This window comes from Rheinheimera soli, from assembly GCF_031457405.1.
GTDB lineage: Bacteria > Pseudomonadota > Gammaproteobacteria > Enterobacterales > Alteromonadaceae > Pararheinheimera > Pararheinheimera soli_A.
In genome coordinates this window covers 847,065-864,861 of the sequence record NZ_JAVDWR010000001.1, presented here as the reverse complement: position 1 = coordinate 864,861, position 17,797 = coordinate 847,065, and the positions used below count along the sequence as shown (strand labels likewise).

General features: G+C 46.0%; 15 protein-coding genes. 5 read left to right on the top strand and 10 right to left on the bottom strand.

Annotated features, from left to right (window positions below; translation table 11 throughout):
- Nucleotides 1-19: 19 nt before the first annotated feature.
- The 10 genes from J2W69_RS03895 to gyrA all read right to left on the bottom strand — a co-directional run bounded on the left by J2W69_RS03895 (nucleotide 20) and on the right by gyrA (nucleotide 12,070).
- A complete protein-coding gene (locus J2W69_RS03895; RefSeq protein WP_310275083.1) occupies nucleotides 20-1,732 on the bottom strand; it encodes a potassium/proton antiporter in 1,713 nt (570 codons plus the stop codon).
- A 27-nt stretch (nucleotides 1,733-1,759) separates the two neighbouring features.
- Complete coding sequence (pyrF, locus tag J2W69_RS03890; protein ID WP_310274739.1) at nucleotides 1,760-2,467, bottom strand: orotidine-5'-phosphate decarboxylase; 708 nt, start codon at nucleotides 2,465-2,467, stop codon at nucleotides 1,760-1,762.
- Between the two features lie 21 nt (nucleotides 2,468-2,488).
- Nucleotides 2,489-3,619 (bottom strand): N-acetylglucosaminyl transferase, encoded by a 1,131-nt coding sequence (locus J2W69_RS03885; RefSeq protein ID WP_310274737.1) that lies wholly within the window; start codon nucleotides 3,617-3,619, stop codon nucleotides 2,489-2,491.
- A 5-nt stretch (nucleotides 3,620-3,624) separates the two neighbouring features.
- Nucleotides 3,625-3,867 carry a LapA family protein gene (locus J2W69_RS03880; RefSeq protein WP_310274735.1) on the bottom strand — a complete coding sequence of 81 codons (243 nt, stop codon included), beginning with the start codon at nucleotides 3,865-3,867 and terminating at the stop codon, nucleotides 3,625-3,627.
- Between the two features lie 35 nt (nucleotides 3,868-3,902).
- Entirely contained in the window at nucleotides 3,903-4,187 is a 285-nt protein-coding gene (gene ihfB / locus J2W69_RS03875; RefSeq protein WP_008899011.1) for an integration host factor subunit beta, read from the bottom strand.
- 69 nt (nucleotides 4,188-4,256) lie between these two features.
- Nucleotides 4,257-5,933 (bottom strand): 30S ribosomal protein S1, encoded by a 1,677-nt coding sequence (gene rpsA / locus J2W69_RS03870; RefSeq protein WP_008899010.1) that lies wholly within the window; start codon nucleotides 5,931-5,933, stop codon nucleotides 4,257-4,259.
- 101 nt (nucleotides 5,934-6,034) lie between these two features.
- Nucleotides 6,035-6,715 (bottom strand): (d)CMP kinase, encoded by a 681-nt coding sequence (gene cmk / locus J2W69_RS03865; RefSeq protein WP_310274732.1) that lies wholly within the window; start codon nucleotides 6,713-6,715, stop codon nucleotides 6,035-6,037.
- Nucleotides 6,716-6,829: 114 nt separating this feature from the next.
- On the bottom strand, nucleotides 6,830-8,116 hold the full coding sequence (aroA, locus tag J2W69_RS03860) for a 3-phosphoshikimate 1-carboxyvinyltransferase (RefSeq protein WP_310274730.1): 1,287 nt from the start codon (nucleotides 8,114-8,116) through the stop codon (nucleotides 6,830-6,832).
- On the bottom strand, nucleotides 8,116-9,195 hold the full coding sequence (serC, locus tag J2W69_RS03855; RefSeq protein WP_310274727.1) for a 3-phosphoserine/phosphohydroxythreonine transaminase: 1,080 nt from the start codon (nucleotides 9,193-9,195) through the stop codon (nucleotides 8,116-8,118). The genes aroA and serC overlap by 1 nt, the downstream gene beginning before the upstream one ends.
- Nucleotides 9,196-9,445: 250 nt before the next feature.
- Complete coding sequence (gyrA, locus tag J2W69_RS03850) at nucleotides 9,446-12,070, bottom strand: DNA topoisomerase (ATP-hydrolyzing) subunit A (protein WP_233079398.1); 2,625 nt, start codon at nucleotides 12,068-12,070, stop codon at nucleotides 9,446-9,448.
- A 188-nt stretch (nucleotides 12,071-12,258) separates the two neighbouring features.
- Here gyrA and ubiG point away from each other — a divergent pair, with 188 nt between their 5' ends.
- From ubiG to yfaE, 5 genes are all read left to right on the top strand, one after another.
- Nucleotides 12,259-12,969 (top strand): bifunctional 2-polyprenyl-6-hydroxyphenol methylase/3-demethylubiquinol 3-O-methyltransferase UbiG, encoded by a 711-nt coding sequence (gene ubiG / locus J2W69_RS03845; RefSeq protein WP_310274725.1) that lies wholly within the window; start codon nucleotides 12,259-12,261, stop codon nucleotides 12,967-12,969.
- Nucleotides 12,966-13,643 (top strand): HAD family hydrolase, encoded by a 678-nt coding sequence (locus tag J2W69_RS03840; RefSeq protein ID WP_310274723.1) that lies wholly within the window; start codon nucleotides 12,966-12,968, stop codon nucleotides 13,641-13,643. Before ubiG ends, J2W69_RS03840 begins: the two co-directional genes overlap by 4 nt.
- Before the next feature lie 370 nt (nucleotides 13,644-14,013).
- Nucleotides 14,014-16,299: a class 1a ribonucleoside-diphosphate reductase subunit alpha gene (gene nrdA, locus J2W69_RS03835; RefSeq protein WP_310274721.1), complete on the top strand. Its 2,286-nt coding sequence runs from the start codon at nucleotides 14,014-14,016 to the stop codon at nucleotides 16,297-16,299.
- 63 nt (nucleotides 16,300-16,362) lie between these two features.
- The gene (gene nrdB / locus J2W69_RS03830) at nucleotides 16,363-17,493 is read left to right on the top strand and encodes a class Ia ribonucleoside-diphosphate reductase subunit beta (protein WP_310274719.1); all 1,131 of its coding nucleotides are present in this window, start codon (nucleotides 16,363-16,365) and stop codon (nucleotides 17,491-17,493) included.
- Nucleotides 17,494-17,508: 15 nt separating this feature from the next.
- Nucleotides 17,509-17,763, top strand: a complete 255-nt coding sequence (gene yfaE / locus J2W69_RS03825) for a class I ribonucleotide reductase maintenance protein YfaE (protein WP_008899001.1) — start codon at nucleotides 17,509-17,511, stop codon at nucleotides 17,761-17,763.
- Nucleotides 17,764-17,797 lie beyond the last annotated feature (34 nt).

Genomic DNA, 17,797 nt, shown 5'->3' with positions numbered 1-17,797 from the left:
TAAGGCTTATTTCTTTAGATTAAGCCGACTTAATACCCACCTGCAGTATTTGGTCCTGATCGTCAATTTGTCGTACGGTTAGGACCAGCAGGTCAAGCTGTACCTGATCGCCAACTACTACACGTCTGTGGAATTTCTCGGTAATGTATTCGGACAGACTTTGTGTCAGGTCCTGATCTTCTGCAAATGTAATGCTGTAGAAGCCATCCAGCTCGTTTAAGGTAATTTCACCGTTAAGTATAAAGTCTCCGAAGAAGTCCAGTTTATCTAACGAGGTTTGTTCTGCACTGGTAGACACTTTGTCACTCACCGCTTTTACATCTTTGGCTTTGCTTAATACCAGCAGCATATCATTGAGCTGGAAGCTTGGGCTTTGCTCAGCGTTAAGCCATTCTCCTTTACGCAGTACACCTAAATAGCTGACATCCGGCGACATATTCAGTTGCTGCCAGTCGCTGTCGACAATAGGTGAACCTTTGCCGACTTTAAAGGACAACACCTGCAACAAATCATTACTGTCGACGCTATCCAGTGTCATGGAGTGATCCGGACCCGGTTCTGGTGGTACTTCCAGCTTCAGCCAGCGTGCTACAGGAGCTATAGACCAGCCCTGAATAAGTAACGATACAATCACCACGAAAAACGCGACGTTAAAGTACAAATCTTTATTCGGCACGCCAGCCAGCCATGGGAATAAAGCCAGAATAATAGGCACAGCACCACGAAGCCCTACCCAACTGATAAATAACTGATCTTTCTTTGGAAAATGAAAAGGTACCAGACTTAAAAACACAGCTATGGGCCTGGCGATAAAAATCATCACCAATGCCAGTAGTAAAGCAGGAATGGCGTGCTCCATCAGTTTGCTTGGCGTTACCAGTAAACCCAGCATCAGAAACATTATGATTTGACTCAACCAGGCTAAACCGTCGTGCATACGCAATATTTGCTGAATTTGGGGTAAACGGGCGTTGCCTATTAAGAAGCCCATTAAATACACAGCCAGAAAGCCGCTACCACCAAATTGGTTGGTTAGACCAAAAATCAGCAATGCGTAAGAGACGGCCAATAAAGGGAAAAATGCAGCACTTAATGGTAGTTTTCGGCAAAGAAAAACAAAGAAGCGCCCTGCTCCATAACCCACAGCTGCGCCCACTATGGCCTGCTGAAAGAATACAGTCGACAAAGACCAGTTCAATTCGCTTTGGCCTGCTAAAACCCCAACCAGAGTGAAAGTCAGCATCACAGCCATAGGGTCGTTACTACCCGACTCTATTTCCAGTGTCGAGGCCACCCGCTCTTTAATATTTAAGCCGGCAGACTGAAAGATAGAAAATACCGCAGCGGCGTCAGTTGAGCTTAAGATGGCGCCCAGCAGTAAGCCTTCGAGCAAGGTCAAATCAAACAGATAAGAGGCTGCGACGCCTAAAATGCCGCAGGTCAGTACTACACCCAAAGTTGCTAATACCGCTGCAGGCGCTAAGACCACGCGAACTCTGTCAGGATGGGTACGCATACCACCATCAAACAGGATGATCACAAGAGCTATAGAGCCAATCAGCAGAGCAACATCAGGATTGCCGAACTTGATGCCCAGCACACCGTCTTCACCAGCCAGCATGCCAATGACGAGGAAAATTAATAATAAAGGCGCACCTAAGCGCGCCGAGATCAGAGTGGCAACGATACTGGAGAAAAACAGAGCCCCTGCAACCAGGATTGTTAAATTCACTGCATCCAAATAAAAGCTCCTTTTTTCTTAATGCGCGGGGTAAATCTCCCGGTAGATTTGTTGTAAAGCGGATAACGGATCGGCAGCTTTGGTAATTGGGCGCCCTATCACCATATAGTCTACACCAGCCTTTAATGCATCAGCTGGAGTCATCACCCTTTTTTGATCATCAGCAGTGGCAAAAGATGGTCGGATCCCAGGGGTCACTAAGCAGAATTCTTTACCAAATTGCTGTTTTAATTCAACAGCTTCTTGTGCAGAACAAACCACGCCATCCAGGCCTGATTTATCCACCAGCCCTGCCAGCCTGACTACCTGCTGTTGTGGCGTTAAATTGATACCCAGTTCTGTTAAATCACTTTGCTCCATACTGGTCAATACGGTTACAGCTATCAGCAGAGGTTTTTCTTTGCCGAAGCTTTCTAAGGCTTCACGGGCTGCAATCATCATCCGGCTGCCACCAGATGCATGTACGTTCACCATCCACACGCCTAAATCTGCAGAGGCTTTAACGGCCTTAGCCACTGTATTTGGAATATCGTGAAATTTCAGGTCTAAAAAAACGTCAAACTTGCGCTGATGCAGCTCTTTGACAAAGTCTGGGCCAAAGTGAGTAAACATCTCTTTGCCGACTTTTAAGCGACATAAAGCCGGGTCAAGTTGGCTGACTAAATTCAGTGCTGCGGATTTTTGTTCAAAGTCTAATGCGACCACTATAGGACTGGTGTTATTCATCAGGTTCTCTTCTTTGTCAGATCAGCGACCGTCAATGCCGGTCATTGGCTCTACCGTTTCCCACTGCTGGCAAGACGGACAAAGCCAATAAGGTTGTTTGGTTTTAAAACCACAATTGCGGCAATGATACAGCACTTTAGTATCCAGATAAGCCTGTACCATTTGTTCTATTTCAGCCAAATGTGACTCAGACGGGTTTTGTAACCGTCTGATTTGAATAAATTTTAAAAATAAGCGAATATTCGGCTGCTGTCTGAGTTTATCAGTTAGCAAGTTCTCTGCCTGCAGCAGGTTTTCGCCTTGCGCATAAAACTGTGCCAGCTCTGCCGTCGCGCTGATGTTTTTGTGTTTACGGCTCAGTTCCGTCAGAAGTGTTTGCCACTCTGCTGGTTCTGGTGTTGTCTGTTGCACTAAAGGCAATAGCTCAGCAGCCCATTGAGGTCGTTGTTGCAGTATCGCCAGCAACAGCTCTCGTGCTTCGGTAAACTCTTCTTCTGTAATGAGTTTTTTTGCCAGTTCGTATTTGGGCCGCAAGGAGATTGGATAACGTTGGATCAACTGCCGGTACGCATCACTTGGTGCTGGTTCTTTACGCCAGGCTTCACAGCTAAAATTCGCCACACCAATACGTAAGGATCTGGAGTCTGTCTGCTCTACTACAGCACGGAAATCCATGGCTTTTTGCCATTCATGAGTGGCAGTAAATAAGCTAAACAGCTGTTTTAAAACAGCTTCACGAATGCTTTCGGCCTGAACCAGAGCGCTTAGTAAAGGTTCGGCCCTGTCGTATAAACCGGCGCTGAAGTAATCTTTGGCCAGCTCAAACTGTATTTTTTGTGCCTGTTGTTTGGGTAGTTTTAATTGATGTAGTTTTTCATGGATACGAATGGCCTTGTCCCAGTCACCACGACGACGGAACAGGTTGGCTAATGCGAGATAAGTATCAATAGTAGCGGCTTCAACATCAAGCAATTGCAATAACTGCTCAATAGCTTTGTCTTCCTGATCTGTCAGCAGGAAATTTAAGCCCGAGGATAAGTTTTTAGTGACAGAAGCCCTGCCCTTAAGCTCTTTTTGTTTTTCGCTGTTTCGCCCCATAAACCAGCCATAAGCGGCGGCGACAGGAAGTAACAGAAATAACAGTTCCAGCATAGGGATCAGGTTTTATCAGAAGATTTAGCAAACCAACCTTTGGTTTTTGCCTTCAGGATAAAGGCCATAGACACACTCAGGCCAAGCAGAAAACCAGCAACTAAAAACAGAGCGGAGATATCCACCACTCTGAGTTCTGTTTTTGCAATAAGATAATTAAATTCAGCAACTTGCTGATTGAGGGAACCCAGAATAAGCCCGAAAACAATCAGGGCAATAATAAAGACAACATAAAAAAATCTGGTCAAAACTCCGTCAACCCCGTTTTTTAGCTGAAAAGAGATCAGGTGTTAGTTTTCACCCGGTCACGTAATTCTTTACCCGGTTTGAAATGAGGCACGTATTTGCCATCTAATTCCACTTTATCGCCGGTTTTTGGATTGCGACCTACACGAGGTGCGCGGTAATGAAGAGAAAAACTACCAAAACCACGAATTTCGATACGCTCGTTATTCGCTAGTGAGGTGGCCATTTGTTCCAGAATTTCTTTGACTGAAGATTCGATGTCTTTCACCTGGACATGAGAAAAATCAGTAGACAGTTTTTCGATCAATTCAGATTTGGTCATGGACCCTCCGCTGTATCAGTAGAATGAAGGACCGGAGCCTGTGCTCCAGTCCTTCTATACAAGCATCAATTAGTCAGCTTTTTGAGCAGCTTTGAATGCTTCGGCCATAGCGTTACCACCAAAATCAGTATCATCCTGCTTTTTGATCGTGTCCATAGCTTCTTTTTCTTCAGCTTCGAATTTCGCTTTGATTGACAGGCTGATTACGCGGTTTTTGCGGTCAACACCCATCAGGCGAGCTTCTACTTCTTCACCAACTTTTAATACTGTAGTAGCGTCTTCGATACGCTCACGAGCGATGTCAGATACGCGAACGTAACCTTCAACACCACCTTCTAGCATTACAGTAGCGCCTTTCGCGTCAACTGCAGTTACGTTGCCTTTAACGATAGCACCTTTTTTGTTATCAGCAAGGTAGCCGTTGAACGGGTCTTCGTCTAATTGCTTGATGCCTAAAGAGATACGCTCGCGCTCTGGGTCAACTTGTAACACAACTGCGTGTACTTCGTCGCCTTTCTTGAATTCACGTACAGCGTCTTCGCCAGTTGAATTCCAGCTGATGTCTGACAGGTGTACTAAACCGTCGATGCCACCGTCTAAACCGATGAAGATACCGAAGTCAGTGATTGACTTGATCTTACCAGATACGCGGTCACCCTTGTTGAAGCCCTTCGCGAACTCTTCCCATGGGTTGGCTTTACATTGTTTCAGACCTAAAGAAATACGACGACGTTCTTCGTCGATTTCCAGAACCATAACTTCCACTGAATCACCTAAGTTAACAACTTTAGATGGGTGGATGTTTTTGTTAGTCCAGTCCATTTCTGAAACGTGTACTAAACCTTCAACGCCTTCTTCGATTTCTACGAAGCAGCCGTAGTCAGTCAGGTTAGTTACGCGACCAGTGATGCGAGCACCTTCTGGGTAACGTGAAGCGATAGCTGCCCATGGATCTTCACCCATTTGCTTCAGACCTAAAGAAACACGTTGTTTCTCACGGTCAAACTTCAGAACCTTAACTGGGATTTCGTCGCCAACATTGACGATTTCGCTTGGGTGTTTAACACGTTTCCAAGCCATGTCAGTGATGTGCAGTAAACCGTCAACGCCACCTAAATCTACGAATGCACCGTAGTCAGTCAGGTTCTTAACGATACCTTTAACTTCCATGCCTTCTTCTAAGTTTTGTAACAGTGTATCGCGCTCAGCACTGCTTTCAGATTCGATCACAGCACGACGTGATACAACCACGTTGTTACGCTTCTGATCCAATTTGATTACTTTGAACTCAAGTTCTTTGTGTTCTAAGTGTAATGTGTCACGTACCGGACGCACGTCAACTAATGAACCAGGCAGGAATGCACGGATACCATCCACTTCGACAGTGAAACCGCCTTTAACTTTGCCAGTGATGATACCGATAACAGTAACTTTATCTTCACAAGCTTTTTCCAGGCGAACCCAGGATTCATGGCGTTTAGCTTTTTCGCGAGATAATAAGGTTTCACCGAAACCGTCTTCTACCGCGTCCAGAGCTACGTCGATGATGTCACCAACGCTCACTTCAATCTCGCCAGCCAGGTTTTTGAATTGTTCAACCGGGATTGCTGCTTCAGATTTCAGACCGGCGTCAACCAGTACTACGTCTTTATGGATAGCAACGATGGTTCCTTTAACGATAGAACCAGGGCGAGTTTCGATAGTCTTGAGGCTTTCCTCAAACAGTAGTGCAAAATTTTCAGTCATATTCACTTTTTCAGTTTAAGTGCTCCACGCACAGTCCTGTGTCATGGGGTTGCTAAGTTAACTTGTCATCTTCCTTGCGACAAGCTGTCCAACGTGAAGGTCTAGGCCTGGTTCAACTTTTTACAGACGTTGAGAACCTCGTCCAACACTTGTTCAATGGATTTATTGGTCGAATCCAGCATGTATGCATCGTCTGCAGGCTTTAAAGGCGCTACGGCGCGATTCATATCCCGTTCGTCACGGGCCTGTATTTCGCTCAAAAGGTCGCCGATGTTAACATCATGGCCCTTTTCTTTCAACTCTAAATAACGCCGTCTGGCGCGCTCTGACGCATCGGCTGTTAAAAAGATTTTAACTTCTGCCTGTGGGAACACTACAGTTCCCATATCACGGCCATCTGCGACTAAGCCCGGCGCTTCTTTAAAGGCACGTTGGCGGCGTAATAAGGCTTCACGTACCCGCGGCAAAGAGGCAATTTTAGAGGCCACTGAACCTACTTCCTCAGTACGTATGGTATGAGTAACATTTTCGCCTTCCAGCGTAACCCGGGTATTGCCTTGTTCATCACAAGTAAACTGTACGTCAAGGTGAGCAGCCAGAGGCTGTAATGCTTCTTCGTCAGAAGGGCCTATTTGATGATGGATAGCAGCCAAAGCTAATACACGATAAATCGCTCCGCTATCCAGCAGATGCCAGCCCAGTTTTTGGGAAACTAAACGGCAAATAGTGCCTTTCCCTGAGCCACCTGGTCCATCAATGGTAATTACCGGCGCTTGTTGCATTCTGCCTCCAAAACAGTCGAACACACAAAAAGATGCGGCATTATACAGAAATAAATGACAAAAAGCGCGGTTTAATAAAGGGCGCGCGTAACCATTTGGGTTACGCGTTATTTTTCAAGCTAAAGTACTAAGAGTGCTAAATACTTCAAAGTATTGAGGAAAAGTTTTACGGGTACAATCCGGGTCTTCAATAGTTACCGCAGTGTTACTTAATGCAACCAAAGAGAAACACATCGCCATACGGTGATCGTTGTAAGTCGCTATGCTGGCATGTTTCAGTTGTGCTGGTGGCGTGATCAAGATGTAATCTTCACCTTCTTCCACTTCAGCACCTACTTTACGCAGTTCCGTCGCCATAGCATTCAGACGGTCGGTTTCCTTGACGCGCCAGTTGTAGACATTGCGGATTGCTGTTGGTCCTTCAGCAAATAAAGCTGTGGTCGCAATGGTCATGGCTGCATCAGGTATAGCGTTATAATCACGGTCTATGCCTTTGAGCTGGTTACGGGTAACCGAAATATAATCATAACCCCAGTCGACCGTCGCTCCCATGGCTTCTAATGCGTCGGCAAAGTGAATATCACCCTGCACTGCATTTTTGCCAATGCCTGTGACTTTTATCGTGCCGCCTTTAATAGCAGCAGCGGCAAGGAAATAAGAGGCAGAAGATGCATCTCCTTCCACCAGAAAATCTCCCGGTGACTGATACTGCTGATTGCCTTTGACGACAAAACTTTGATAGTTCTTGTTCTCAACAGAGACACCAAAACGAGCCATCAAGGCCAGCGTGATATCAATGTATGGTTTAGACACCAGCTCGCCACTAATGATAATTCCGCTGTCACCCGACAATAAAGGCGCGGCCATCAACACTGCGGTTAAAAACTGACTGGAAACTGAGCCATCAATATTGATTTTACCGCCAACAAGGGCTTTACCGCGAATACGCAGCGGCGGATAGTCTTTGTGCTGCAGATACTCAATATCGGCATTCCACTGCTGCAAGGCATCCACCAGATGGCCAATAGGACGTTCGTACATCCGCGGCTCACCTGTTAAGGTTACATCAACATGGGATACAGCCAGAGCTGCAGTTAAGGGGCGCATCGCTGTGCCGGCATTACCTAAAAACAGTTCTAACGGCTCTTTATGCTGAAATACGCCAGCTACACCCGTGATTTCGCACACTGTTTTATCAGCAGATAGCGAAAACTGTACGCCAAGTGCTGTTAAGGCATTGAGCATATGGCTGACGTCGTCGCTATCGAGCAAATTGGTGATACGGGTTGTGCCTTTGGCTAAAGCGGCCAGTAATAAAGCGCGATTGGAGATACTTTTTGAACCGGGTAAATGCACCACGCCTTCCACTTTAGCGATAGGCTCTAAGGTTAAAGTTTTCATCAGCCGTGCACCCGCTCAAATTCTTTCATAAAGGTTACTAAAGTTTGTACGCCTTCAAATGGCATAGCGTTGTAGATACTGGCGCGCATACCGCCCACCATACGATGGCCTTTTAATGCCAACAAACCATTGGTCTCGGCTTCGCTGACAAACAAGTCGTTCAGTGTTTCGTCACCTAATAAAAACGGCACGTTCATCGATGAGCGGAATTGTGGCGCCACGTCATTACGATAAAAATCGCTTTGGTCGATGTAGCCATATAAAGTTTCGGCTTTGAGTCTGTTACGCAGTTGCATAGCCTCTACGCCACCCTGACGCTTTAGCCACTGGAAGACTAAACCAGCAAGATACCATGCATATGTGGGCGGTGTATTAAACATACTGTCGTTGTCAGCAGCCAACCGATAATCCAAAACGCTTGGAATACTGCTGCCTTTGGCGGGTAACAAGTCTTCGCGCACTATGGCAAGGGTTAAACCTGAAGGCCCTATATTCTTCTGGGCACCGGCGTAAATCACGCCATAACGGCTGACATCAATCTGACGAGACAAGATGGTGGATGACAGATCGGCGACCAAGGGGGCTTTGGTGCTCGGTAAGTCGATAAACTCCATCCCATCTACTGTTTCGTTTGGGCAAAAATGTACAAAGCTGGCGTTATCATTCAACTGCCAATCGGATGCCGGCACTAAAGTACGCAGACCATCTTGCTTAAACTGAATAGCCTGAGCCTTTAGCGCGGTGAATTTTTCAGCTTCTTCAACAGCCGCCTTAGACCAGGCACCTGAGACTATATAATCAGCACTGACACCGGTTTTGGCTAAATTCAGTGGCACAGCGGAAAACTGACCGCGCCCGCCACCGTGCATAAACAGCACTTTGTAGTTTGCCGGTATGCACAATAAATCGCGCAGATCCTGCTCTGCCTGAGCCGCAACCTGCATAAAATCTTTGCCTCTGTGACTCATCTCCATAATGGAGCAGCCGCGACCATGCCAGTTGATCAACTCTTCCTGTGCCTGTTGCATCACTTCCACCGGCAACATAGCCGGGCCAGCACAAAAGTTATAGGTGGTCATCTCTTGCTCCTGTTACAACGCTTTATCGAATGAAAAAAATTAGAAAACGGCTTTGGGTCATCTTGGGATGATCTTTATTGTTGTGGCCTTGGGTTTATCACTAAAAGTGCTGTCAACGAATAATTCTGACGTCTGGACGGCTCTTTCTAAACAGCCGCTACTGTAGCGTACTTTGCAAAAGACAGAAATAAAAAAGGGGCCAGATCACATTATTTTTTAAGTAATGTGATCTGGCCCCTTATTCACAGTCTTACTCTTCTTCGCCGTCCGCTACAGTATCCTCTGTCGGATTTTGTGCGGCTAAGGCTGCAGCTTCCGCTTCTGCGGCTGCTACTTCGTCCTGATCCTGAATTTCGTCGATGCGTTGTACACCTACTACTTTTTCACCTTCAATGGTGCGGATCAGAATAACACCAGCGGTGTTACGGCCTACTTGTGATACTTCGCTGACGCGGGTCCGTACCAGTGTGCCTTTGTCAGAAATCAGCATGATTTCATCCAGCGCGTTCACTTGTACTGCACCGACCACCAGACCATTACGTTCGGAGACTTTAATAGAGACCACGCCTTGAGTGGCACGGCTCTTCTCTGGGTATTCCTGCAATGCGGTACGTTTACCGTAGCCGTTTTCAGTCACCGTCAGAATAGCGCCTTCGCTCTTCGGAACAATCAATGACACTACAGAGCCGTTTTCGCGTAAGCGGATACCGCGAACACCTGTAGCTCCACGGCCCATTGGACGGACCTGATCTTCTTTAAAGCGTACTACTTTGCCGTCGTCAGAGAACAACATGATCTGGCTGTTGCCGTCTGTGATATCCACACCAATCAGCTGATCGCCTTCGTTCAGGTTCACAGCAATAATGCCGTTACTACGTGGACGAGAGTATTCAGTTAATGACGTTTTCTTCACAGTACCGTTGGCAGTGGCCATAAACACATACTTGCCTTCTTCGTATTCACGAACTGGCAGAATAGCAGTGATACGCTCGTTTTCTTCCAGTGGCAGTAAGTTTACTATTGGCTTACCACGTGCCTGACGGGAGGCCAGCGGTAATTGATACACCTTCATCCAGTACAGACGACCACGGTTGGAGAAGCACAAAATCGTATCATGGGTGCTTGCGATCAAAAGCTGGTCGACAAAGTCTTCATCTTTGACTGTAGTTGCCGCTTTACCACGACCACCACGACGCTGAGCTTCATAGTCAGACAGAGCCTGATACTTGGCGTAGCCTAAATGCGACAGAGTCACGACTACGTCTTCTTCAGTGATCAAGTCTTCCATGTTGATATCCATCGCGTTGTCCTGAATTTCAGTACGACGGGCATCACCATATTGGGCTTTCGCTGCTTCTAACTCTTCACAGATCACTTCCATTAAACGCTCCGGGCTCCCCAGAATGTGTAATAACTCAGCAATCAGCAGTAATAACTCTTTGTATTCGTCCAGAATTTTTTCATGTTCCAGACCAGTCAGTTTGTGTAAACGTAAATCTAAGATCGCCTGAGCCTGTTGTTCCGTCAGGAAATACTCGCCATCACGAATGCCAAAATGTTCTTCCAGCCATTCAGGACGGGCGGCGTTTTCACCTGCACGTTCTAACATGGCGCTGACATCACCTAACTGCCAGCCACGAGCCACTAAACCTTGTTTTGCATCGGCCGGGCTTGATGAGTTTTTGATTAAATCAATAATTTCATCAATGTTGGCAAGAGCAATGGCCAGGCCTTCTAAGATATGAGCACGGTCACGGGCTTTACGTAAGTCATAGACTGTTCTGCGTGTCACCACTTCACGGCGGTGCAACACAAAACATTGCAGCATATGTTTTAAGCCCATCAACTTCGGCTGGCCCTGATCCAGGGCAACCATGTTGATACCAAACACAGTTTGCATCTGAGTTTGGGTATACAAGTGGTTAATTAAAACGTCTGACGATTCGCCACGTTTGACTTCAATAACAATACGCATACCGTCTTTATCAGACTCGTCGCGTAATGCTGAAATACCTTCGATGCGTTTTTCTTTCACCAGCTCGGCGATTTTTTCAATCAAACGGGCTTTGTTGACCTGATAAGGGATCTCATCAACAACAATAGTTTCGCGACCGGTTTTTTCGTCGGTTTCAATGTGAGTTCTGGCACGGATATACACCTTGCCACGACCGGTACGGTAGGCTTCTTCAATACCACGACGGCCATTGATAATAGCGGCTGTCGGGAAATCTGGTCCTGGCATCAGTTCCATCAGTTCAGGAATGCTGATATCCGGATTGGCAATTAATGCCAGACAGGCATCAATCACTTCATTTAAATTGTGTGGCGGAATATTGGTCGCCATACCTACTGCAATACCGGACGAACCGTTCACCAGCAGGTTTGGAATTTTAGTAGGTAATACAGCCGGGATCATTTCAGTGCCGTCGTAGTTAGGCACGAAGTCGACTGTTTCTTTATCCAGGTCGGCTAATAATTCGCCAGCGATACGCGACATACGCACTTCGGTATAACGCATTGCTGCTGCTGAGTCACCGTCTACTGAACCGAAGTTACCCTGACCGTCAACCAGCATATAACGTAAGGAGAAAGGCTGAGCCATACGAACTATAGTGTCGTATACAGCACTGTCACCGTGTGGATGGTATTTACCTATGACGTCACCGACGACACGGGCAGATTTTTTGTAGGCTTTATTCCAGTCGTTGCCTAACTCTTTCATCGCAAACAAAACGCGACGGTGAACTGGCTTTAAACCGTCCCTTACGTCCGGTAAGGCACGCCCCACAATAACGCTCATTGCATAATCGAGATAAGAATTCTTTAATTCTTCTTCGATATTAATGGGAACAATTTCTTTGGCCAAATTTGTCATAAAAAGCTTTTTTCCCTTAAATCAACAAGATACCCGCGTTTTTTACTGTAATGGGTCGCGGGACAAAGGCGGATTCTACCACAGAAAAAATACCTTGCCAGTTCTGTTGTGCTTTGTACAGATGTGTCTGGTGATTGCTCAAACAGATCAAGGCTTTATAATAGGCAAAATTTTAAATGGATACGCTTATGAACCCCTCTTCCAATGTTGATCCGGCCGAAATTGCCAAGTTTAATGAAATCGCCTCTCGCTGGTGGGATCCGTCCGGTGAGTTTAAGCCGTTGCACCAACTGAATCCTTGCCGTTTGGCCTTTATCAGTGATCAGGTGCAAGGCTTCTTCGGTAAAAAAACTGTAGATGTTGGCTGTGGTGGTGGCATTCTGGCTGAGGCGATGGCAAAAGCCGGTGCTAATGTCACTGGCATTGATATGGCTGACGAAGCTTTAACTGTCGCTAAATTGCATGCGCTGGAATCTGCCGTGTCCGTCCAGTATCAGCAAAGTACTGCGGAAGATTTTGCAGCAGCCAATCAAGGCGCCTTTGATTTGGTGACCTGCATGGAGATGCTGGAGCATGTACCGGAGCCTGCGTCTGTGGTTCAGGCTTGTGCTGATTTAGCGAAACCCGGTGCGACGCTGGTGTTTTCTACGTTAAACAAAACCTGGAAAGCCTATCTGATGGCTATTGTTGGTGCTGAACAGGTACTCAAGCTGGTGCCCAAAGGCACCCATGAGTTTGAGAAGTTTATCCGCCCTTCTGATCTGATGCGTTTTATTGACGATGCCGGTTTACAGGTGGTGGATGCCACTGGTCTGCACTACAACCCTATGAATCAGTCCTTCCGCACTGGCCCTGGGCTGGATGTGAATTATTTTGTGGTAGCGAAAAAACCACTATGACTCAACAACTCATTCAACTTAAAAAGCCGGCTGCCGTCTTATTTGATTTAGATGGAACCCTGGTCGATACCGCACAGGATTTAGGAGCAGCGTTGAATTTTGTGTTGCGACAGCATGGCATGGCGGAAAAAAGCCACGAAGAATACCGGCCTATGGCCTCTCATGGTGCTAAGGGCTTGCTGCAGCTCGGTTTTGGTGAAGCGCTAAAAGACATTGATTTTGGAAAAGCACGCCAGAGTTTGCTGGAGTACTACCACGAACATAGCGGCGTGCACAGTGGCTTGTTTCCGGGCGCTGAAGAGTTATTTGCTGCACTTGAGGTACGAAACATTCCCTGGGCTATAGTAACCAATAAGCCTTTCAAGCTCGCCGCCAAAGTACAACGTCAGTTACCTGCCTTATTACAAAGCCGCTTATTGATAGGCGGCGATAGCCTGGCACAACGTAAACCTGATCCAACTCCGTTGTGGATGACTGCTCACTATATGAAGGTCGCAGCAAGCTCTTGCTGGTATATAGGGGATGCAGAGCGTGATATTGAAGCTGGCCGTCGTGCTGGCATGCAAACCGTGATGTGTGATTTTGGTTATGTTGGACCAGATGATAAAACTGAACTTTGGGGCGCAGATTTACATATTTCTGCTTTTACAGACTTGATCCAATACCTCGATTGAGTTCAGTTTTTTCATATTTCTGGTCAATAAAAAATCACCTCTTTGCAGGTGATTTTGTGAATCACTTAAAATTTAACCGAACAGACAAAATAGATTTTTTACTGAAAAACTATTGCTTCCCTGCAGAGGTTTTTAAAAGCCTATTTCGCACGTTAGCGGACACTAACTTGTTGCTTTTTTAGCCCGGCTCCAGGGGTTGCAATTGCAGGTGATCCACTCTATCTTGTGATCCGTTCTCCTTTCACCCCTAGATGTTGTGTCGCTCGGTTGAGTTTGACCTAATGAAGCCAAAAGCGGGTGAATTCGCTGTGCAGGAGAAATTCTGTGCACACAATAATAACAATTGAGATGGAATTTTCGGCGGAAAAATATGACTCAAACATTATACGTAACCAAAAGAGATGGTCTGCGCGAACCATTAGACTTAGACAAAATTCACCGTGTGATTGATTGGGCTGCTGAGAGGTTACAAAACGTATCAGTGTCTCAGGTTGAGTTACGTTCTCATATCCAGTTTTACGACGGTATTAAAACCGCTGATATTCACGAAACCATCATCAAAGCCGCTGCCGATTTAATCTCCAAAGAGACGCCGGATTATCAATATATGGCTGCCCGTCTGGCCGTATTCCATTTACGCAAAAAAGCTTATGGTCAGTTTGAGCCACCAAAGTTGTACGACCATGTGGTCAAAATGGTGGAAGAAAAGCGTTATGACGCCCATATTCTGGCGGACTACAGTAAAGAAGAATTAGAACAGCTGGATAGTTTTATTGTTCACAGCCGTGATTTGGATTTCAGTTACGCCGCAGTAAAACAGCTGGAAGGCAAATACCTGGTGCAAAACCGGGTGACAGGTCAGATTTACGAAAGTGCACAGTTCCTTTATATGCTGGTTGCGGCTTGTTTATTTGCTAATTATCCAAAAGACACACGTTTAAGTTACGTGCGCCGTTTTTACGATGCAGTGTCTATGTTCAAGATTTCATTACCTACACCTATTATGTCTGGTGTACGTACCCCAACCCGTCAATTCAGCTCTTGTGTGTTGATTGAATGTGGTGACAGCTTAGATTCAATCAATGCCACCAGCAGCGCTATCGTCAAATACGTCAGTCAACGTGCTGGTATTGGTATCAACGCTGGTCGAATTCGTGCATTAGGCAGCCCAATCCGTAACGGCGAAGCTTTCCATACAGGCTGTATTCCCTTCTACAAACATTTCCAAACGGCAGTCAAAAGCTGTTCTCAGGGCGGTGTTCGTGGTGGCGCAGCCACACTGTTCTACCCTTTGTGGCATTTGGAAGTGGAATCCTTGCTGGTTCTGAAAAACAACCGCGGTGTGGAAGAAAACCGCGTACGTCACTTAGATTACGGTGTACAGTTTAACCGCCTGATGTACACCCGTCTGATTAAAGATGAAATGATCACCCTGTTCAGTCCATCTGACGTACCGGGTTTATATGATGCGTTTTTTGAAGATCAGGAAAAGTTTGAAGCGCTCTATGTTCAATACGAAGCGGATGCCTCAATCCGTAAAAAGCGTATTAAAGCAGTCGAACTGTTTACCCTCTTTATGCAGGAACGCGCCAGCACAGGTCGTATCTATTTACAGAACGTGGACCACTGCAACACGCACAGCCCGTTTAATCCAAAGTTTGCTTCAGTACGCCAAAGCAACCTCTGTTTAGAAATTGCGTTGCCAACCAAGCCACTGAATGACATCAACGATCCAAACGGTGAAATCGCCCTTTGTACTCTGTCCGCCTTTAACTTAGGTGCTATCGAACATTTAGATGAGCTGGAAGAATTAGCAGAACTGGCAGTACGAGCCTTAGACAGCCTGCTGGATTACCAGGACTACCCTATCCTTGCAGCTTACCACGCCAGCATGAACCGCCGTACTTTAGGTATAGGCGTGATTAACTATGCGTATTACCTGGCGAAAAATGGCGTGAAGTACTCGGATGGTTCAGCCAATGGCTTAACGCACCGTACTTTTGAAGCTATTCAGTATTACCTGATGAAAGCATCCAATAAGCTGGCACAGGAATTTGGCCCTTGCGCTAAATTTAACGAGACCACGTATTCAGAAGGCATTATGCCTATTGATACCTATAAAAAGGATCTGGATAAGGTGTGTGCTGAACCTTTGCATTACGACTGGGATCAGCTGCGTAAAGATGTAGTGCAACACGGTTTACGTAACTCGACCTTATCTGCACTGATGCCATCAGAAACCTCATCGCAAATTTCAAATGCGACTAATGGTATTGAACCACCTCGTGGCCATATCAGTATAAAGGCAAGTAAAGACGGTATTTTAAAGCAGGTTGTGCCTGAGTACGATCGCTTGAAAGACCAATATGAATTGTTATGGGATATGCCAAACAACGACGGTTATATCAGTCTGGTGGCTATTATGCAGAAGTTTGTTGATCAGACGATTTCTGCCAATACCAACTACGATCCGGGCAAGTTCGAAGGCGGCAAAGTGCCAATGAAAGTTTTGTTAAAAGACTTGCTGACGGCTTATAAGCTGGGTGTGAAAACAATGTACTACCACAACACCCGCGATGGTGCTTCCGATATCCAGGAAGACATCAAAGCGACGGCGGAAGACGATGGTTGTGCCGGTGGCGCCTGTAAAATTTAAGTCTGGGGCTGCTTTGCAGCCCTCTTTTTGTATGCATAACTAATAATAAGCTGGATATTGCTGATGAGTTACACCACCTTTAGCCGTACGAATAACGATCAAATGAAAGAGCCAATGTTTTTTGGCAATCCGGTGAATGTATCCCGTTATGATCAACAGAAATATGGCATTTTTGAAAAACTGATTGAAAAGCAGCTGAGCTTTTTCTGGCGTCCTGAAGAAGTGGATGTCAGCAAAGACAGAATCGACTTTCAACAGTTACCAGAACATGAAAAGCATATATTTCTCAGCAATTTAAAATACCAAACTCTGTTGGATTCAGTACAAGGCCGTTCACCAAACGTCGCCTTGTTACCTATAGTCTCATTGCCTGAGTTGGAAACCTGGATTGAAACCTGGGCTTTCAGTGAAACTATTCACAGCCGCAGTTACACCCATATAGTACGTAATATCACCAACGAACCTCACAAGGTGTTTGACGATATATTACTGAATGAACGTATTGTTGAACGTGCTGATGACGTTACCCGTTATTACGATGATTTGATCAATTCTGTTAGCCTGTATCACTTATGTGGTGTCGGCACTCATGAAGTCAACGGCACGACTCATACCATCAGCCTGCATGACCTGAAGCGTAAGCTTTATATCTGTATTTTGTCGGTGAACGTGCTGGAGGCTATTCGTTTTTACGTCAGCTTCGCTTGTAGTTTTGCTTTTGCCGAACGTGAACTGATGGAAGGCAATGCCAAGATTATCAAACTGATTGCCCGCGATGAAGCACTGCATTTAACCGGCACTCAGCATATGCTGAATATTATGGCTGCAGGTGAAGACGACCCTGAAATGGCCATTATTGCCAAAGAATGCGAAGAAGAAGCTTACGCTATATTCCGTAAAGCCGCTGAGCAGGAAAAAGACTGGGCTGAGTTCTTGTTTAAAGATGGCTCAATGATTGGCTTAAACAAAGATATTTTATGCCAGTACGTTGAGTACATTACCAACAACAGAATGCAGGCTGTGGGCTTAAAGCCAATTTTCAGCACCACACAGAACCCTATTCCATGGATCAACGCCTGGTTAGTATCTGATAATGTGCAGGTAGCGCCACAGGAATCAGAAATCAGCTCCTATTTAGTAGGCCAAATCGACAACGAAATGGATGGCGCTGACTTCGGTGATTTTGATCTCTGATCTGCGACCACTGACATGGTTAAAGTAGTGGTGAAGGATGTGCTCAGCCTGGAGTTTGGGCCTGAGCAGCGCACCCTGCTTGATGCACTTGAGGCACAAAAACAACAAGTGAACTACCAATGCCGTGAAGGCTATTGTGGTGCTTGTCGTTGTAAATTACTGTCAGGTTCAGTCAGCTACATTAACGAACCGCTGGCTTTTGTGCGAAAAGGCGAAATTTTGCCTTGCTGCAGCATTCCCATCACAGATATAGAAATAGAATTGCCCTGAGTATCAGAAAATACATCAGGGCAATTTTTTAGCA

What these genes read in the sequence shown, in the direction of transcription:
- rpsA (WP_008899010.1), bottom strand. Translation starts at nt 5,933, where the DNA reads ATGACTGAAAATTTTGCACTACTGTTTGAGGAAAGCCTCAAGACTATC.
- J2W69_RS03885 (WP_310274737.1), bottom strand. Translation starts at nt 3,619, where the DNA reads ATGCTGGAACTGTTATTTCTGTTACTTCCTGTCGCCGCCGCTTATGGC.
- serC (WP_310274727.1), bottom strand. Translation starts at nt 9,195, where the DNA reads ATGACCACCTATAACTTTTGTGCTGGCCCGGCTATGTTGCCGGTGGAA.
- pyrF (WP_310274739.1), bottom strand. Translation starts at nt 2,467, where the DNA reads ATGAATAACACCAGTCCTATAGTGGTCGCATTAGACTTTGAACAAAAA.
- nrdA (WP_310274721.1), top strand. Translation starts at nt 14,014, where the DNA reads ATGACTCAAACATTATACGTAACCAAAAGAGATGGTCTGCGCGAACCA.
- aroA (WP_310274730.1), bottom strand. Translation starts at nt 8,116, where the DNA reads ATGAAAACTTTAACCTTAGAGCCTATCGCTAAAGTGGAAGGCGTGGTG.
- ubiG (WP_310274725.1), top strand. Translation starts at nt 12,259, where the DNA reads ATGAACCCCTCTTCCAATGTTGATCCGGCCGAAATTGCCAAGTTTAAT.
- nrdB (WP_310274719.1), top strand. Translation starts at nt 16,363, where the DNA reads ATGAGTTACACCACCTTTAGCCGTACGAATAACGATCAAATGAAAGAG.
- cmk (WP_310274732.1), bottom strand. Translation starts at nt 6,715, where the DNA reads ATGCAACAAGCGCCGGTAATTACCATTGATGGACCAGGTGGCTCAGGG.
- ihfB (WP_008899011.1), bottom strand. Translation starts at nt 4,187, where the DNA reads ATGACCAAATCTGAATTGATCGAAAAACTGTCTACTGATTTTTCTCAT.
- J2W69_RS03840 (WP_310274723.1), top strand. Translation starts at nt 12,966, where the DNA reads ATGACTCAACAACTCATTCAACTTAAAAAGCCGGCTGCCGTCTTATTT.
- gyrA (WP_233079398.1), bottom strand. Translation starts at nt 12,070, where the DNA reads ATGACAAATTTGGCCAAAGAAATTGTTCCCATTAATATCGAAGAAGAA.
- yfaE (WP_008899001.1), top strand. Translation starts at nt 17,509, where the DNA reads ATGGTTAAAGTAGTGGTGAAGGATGTGCTCAGCCTGGAGTTTGGGCCT.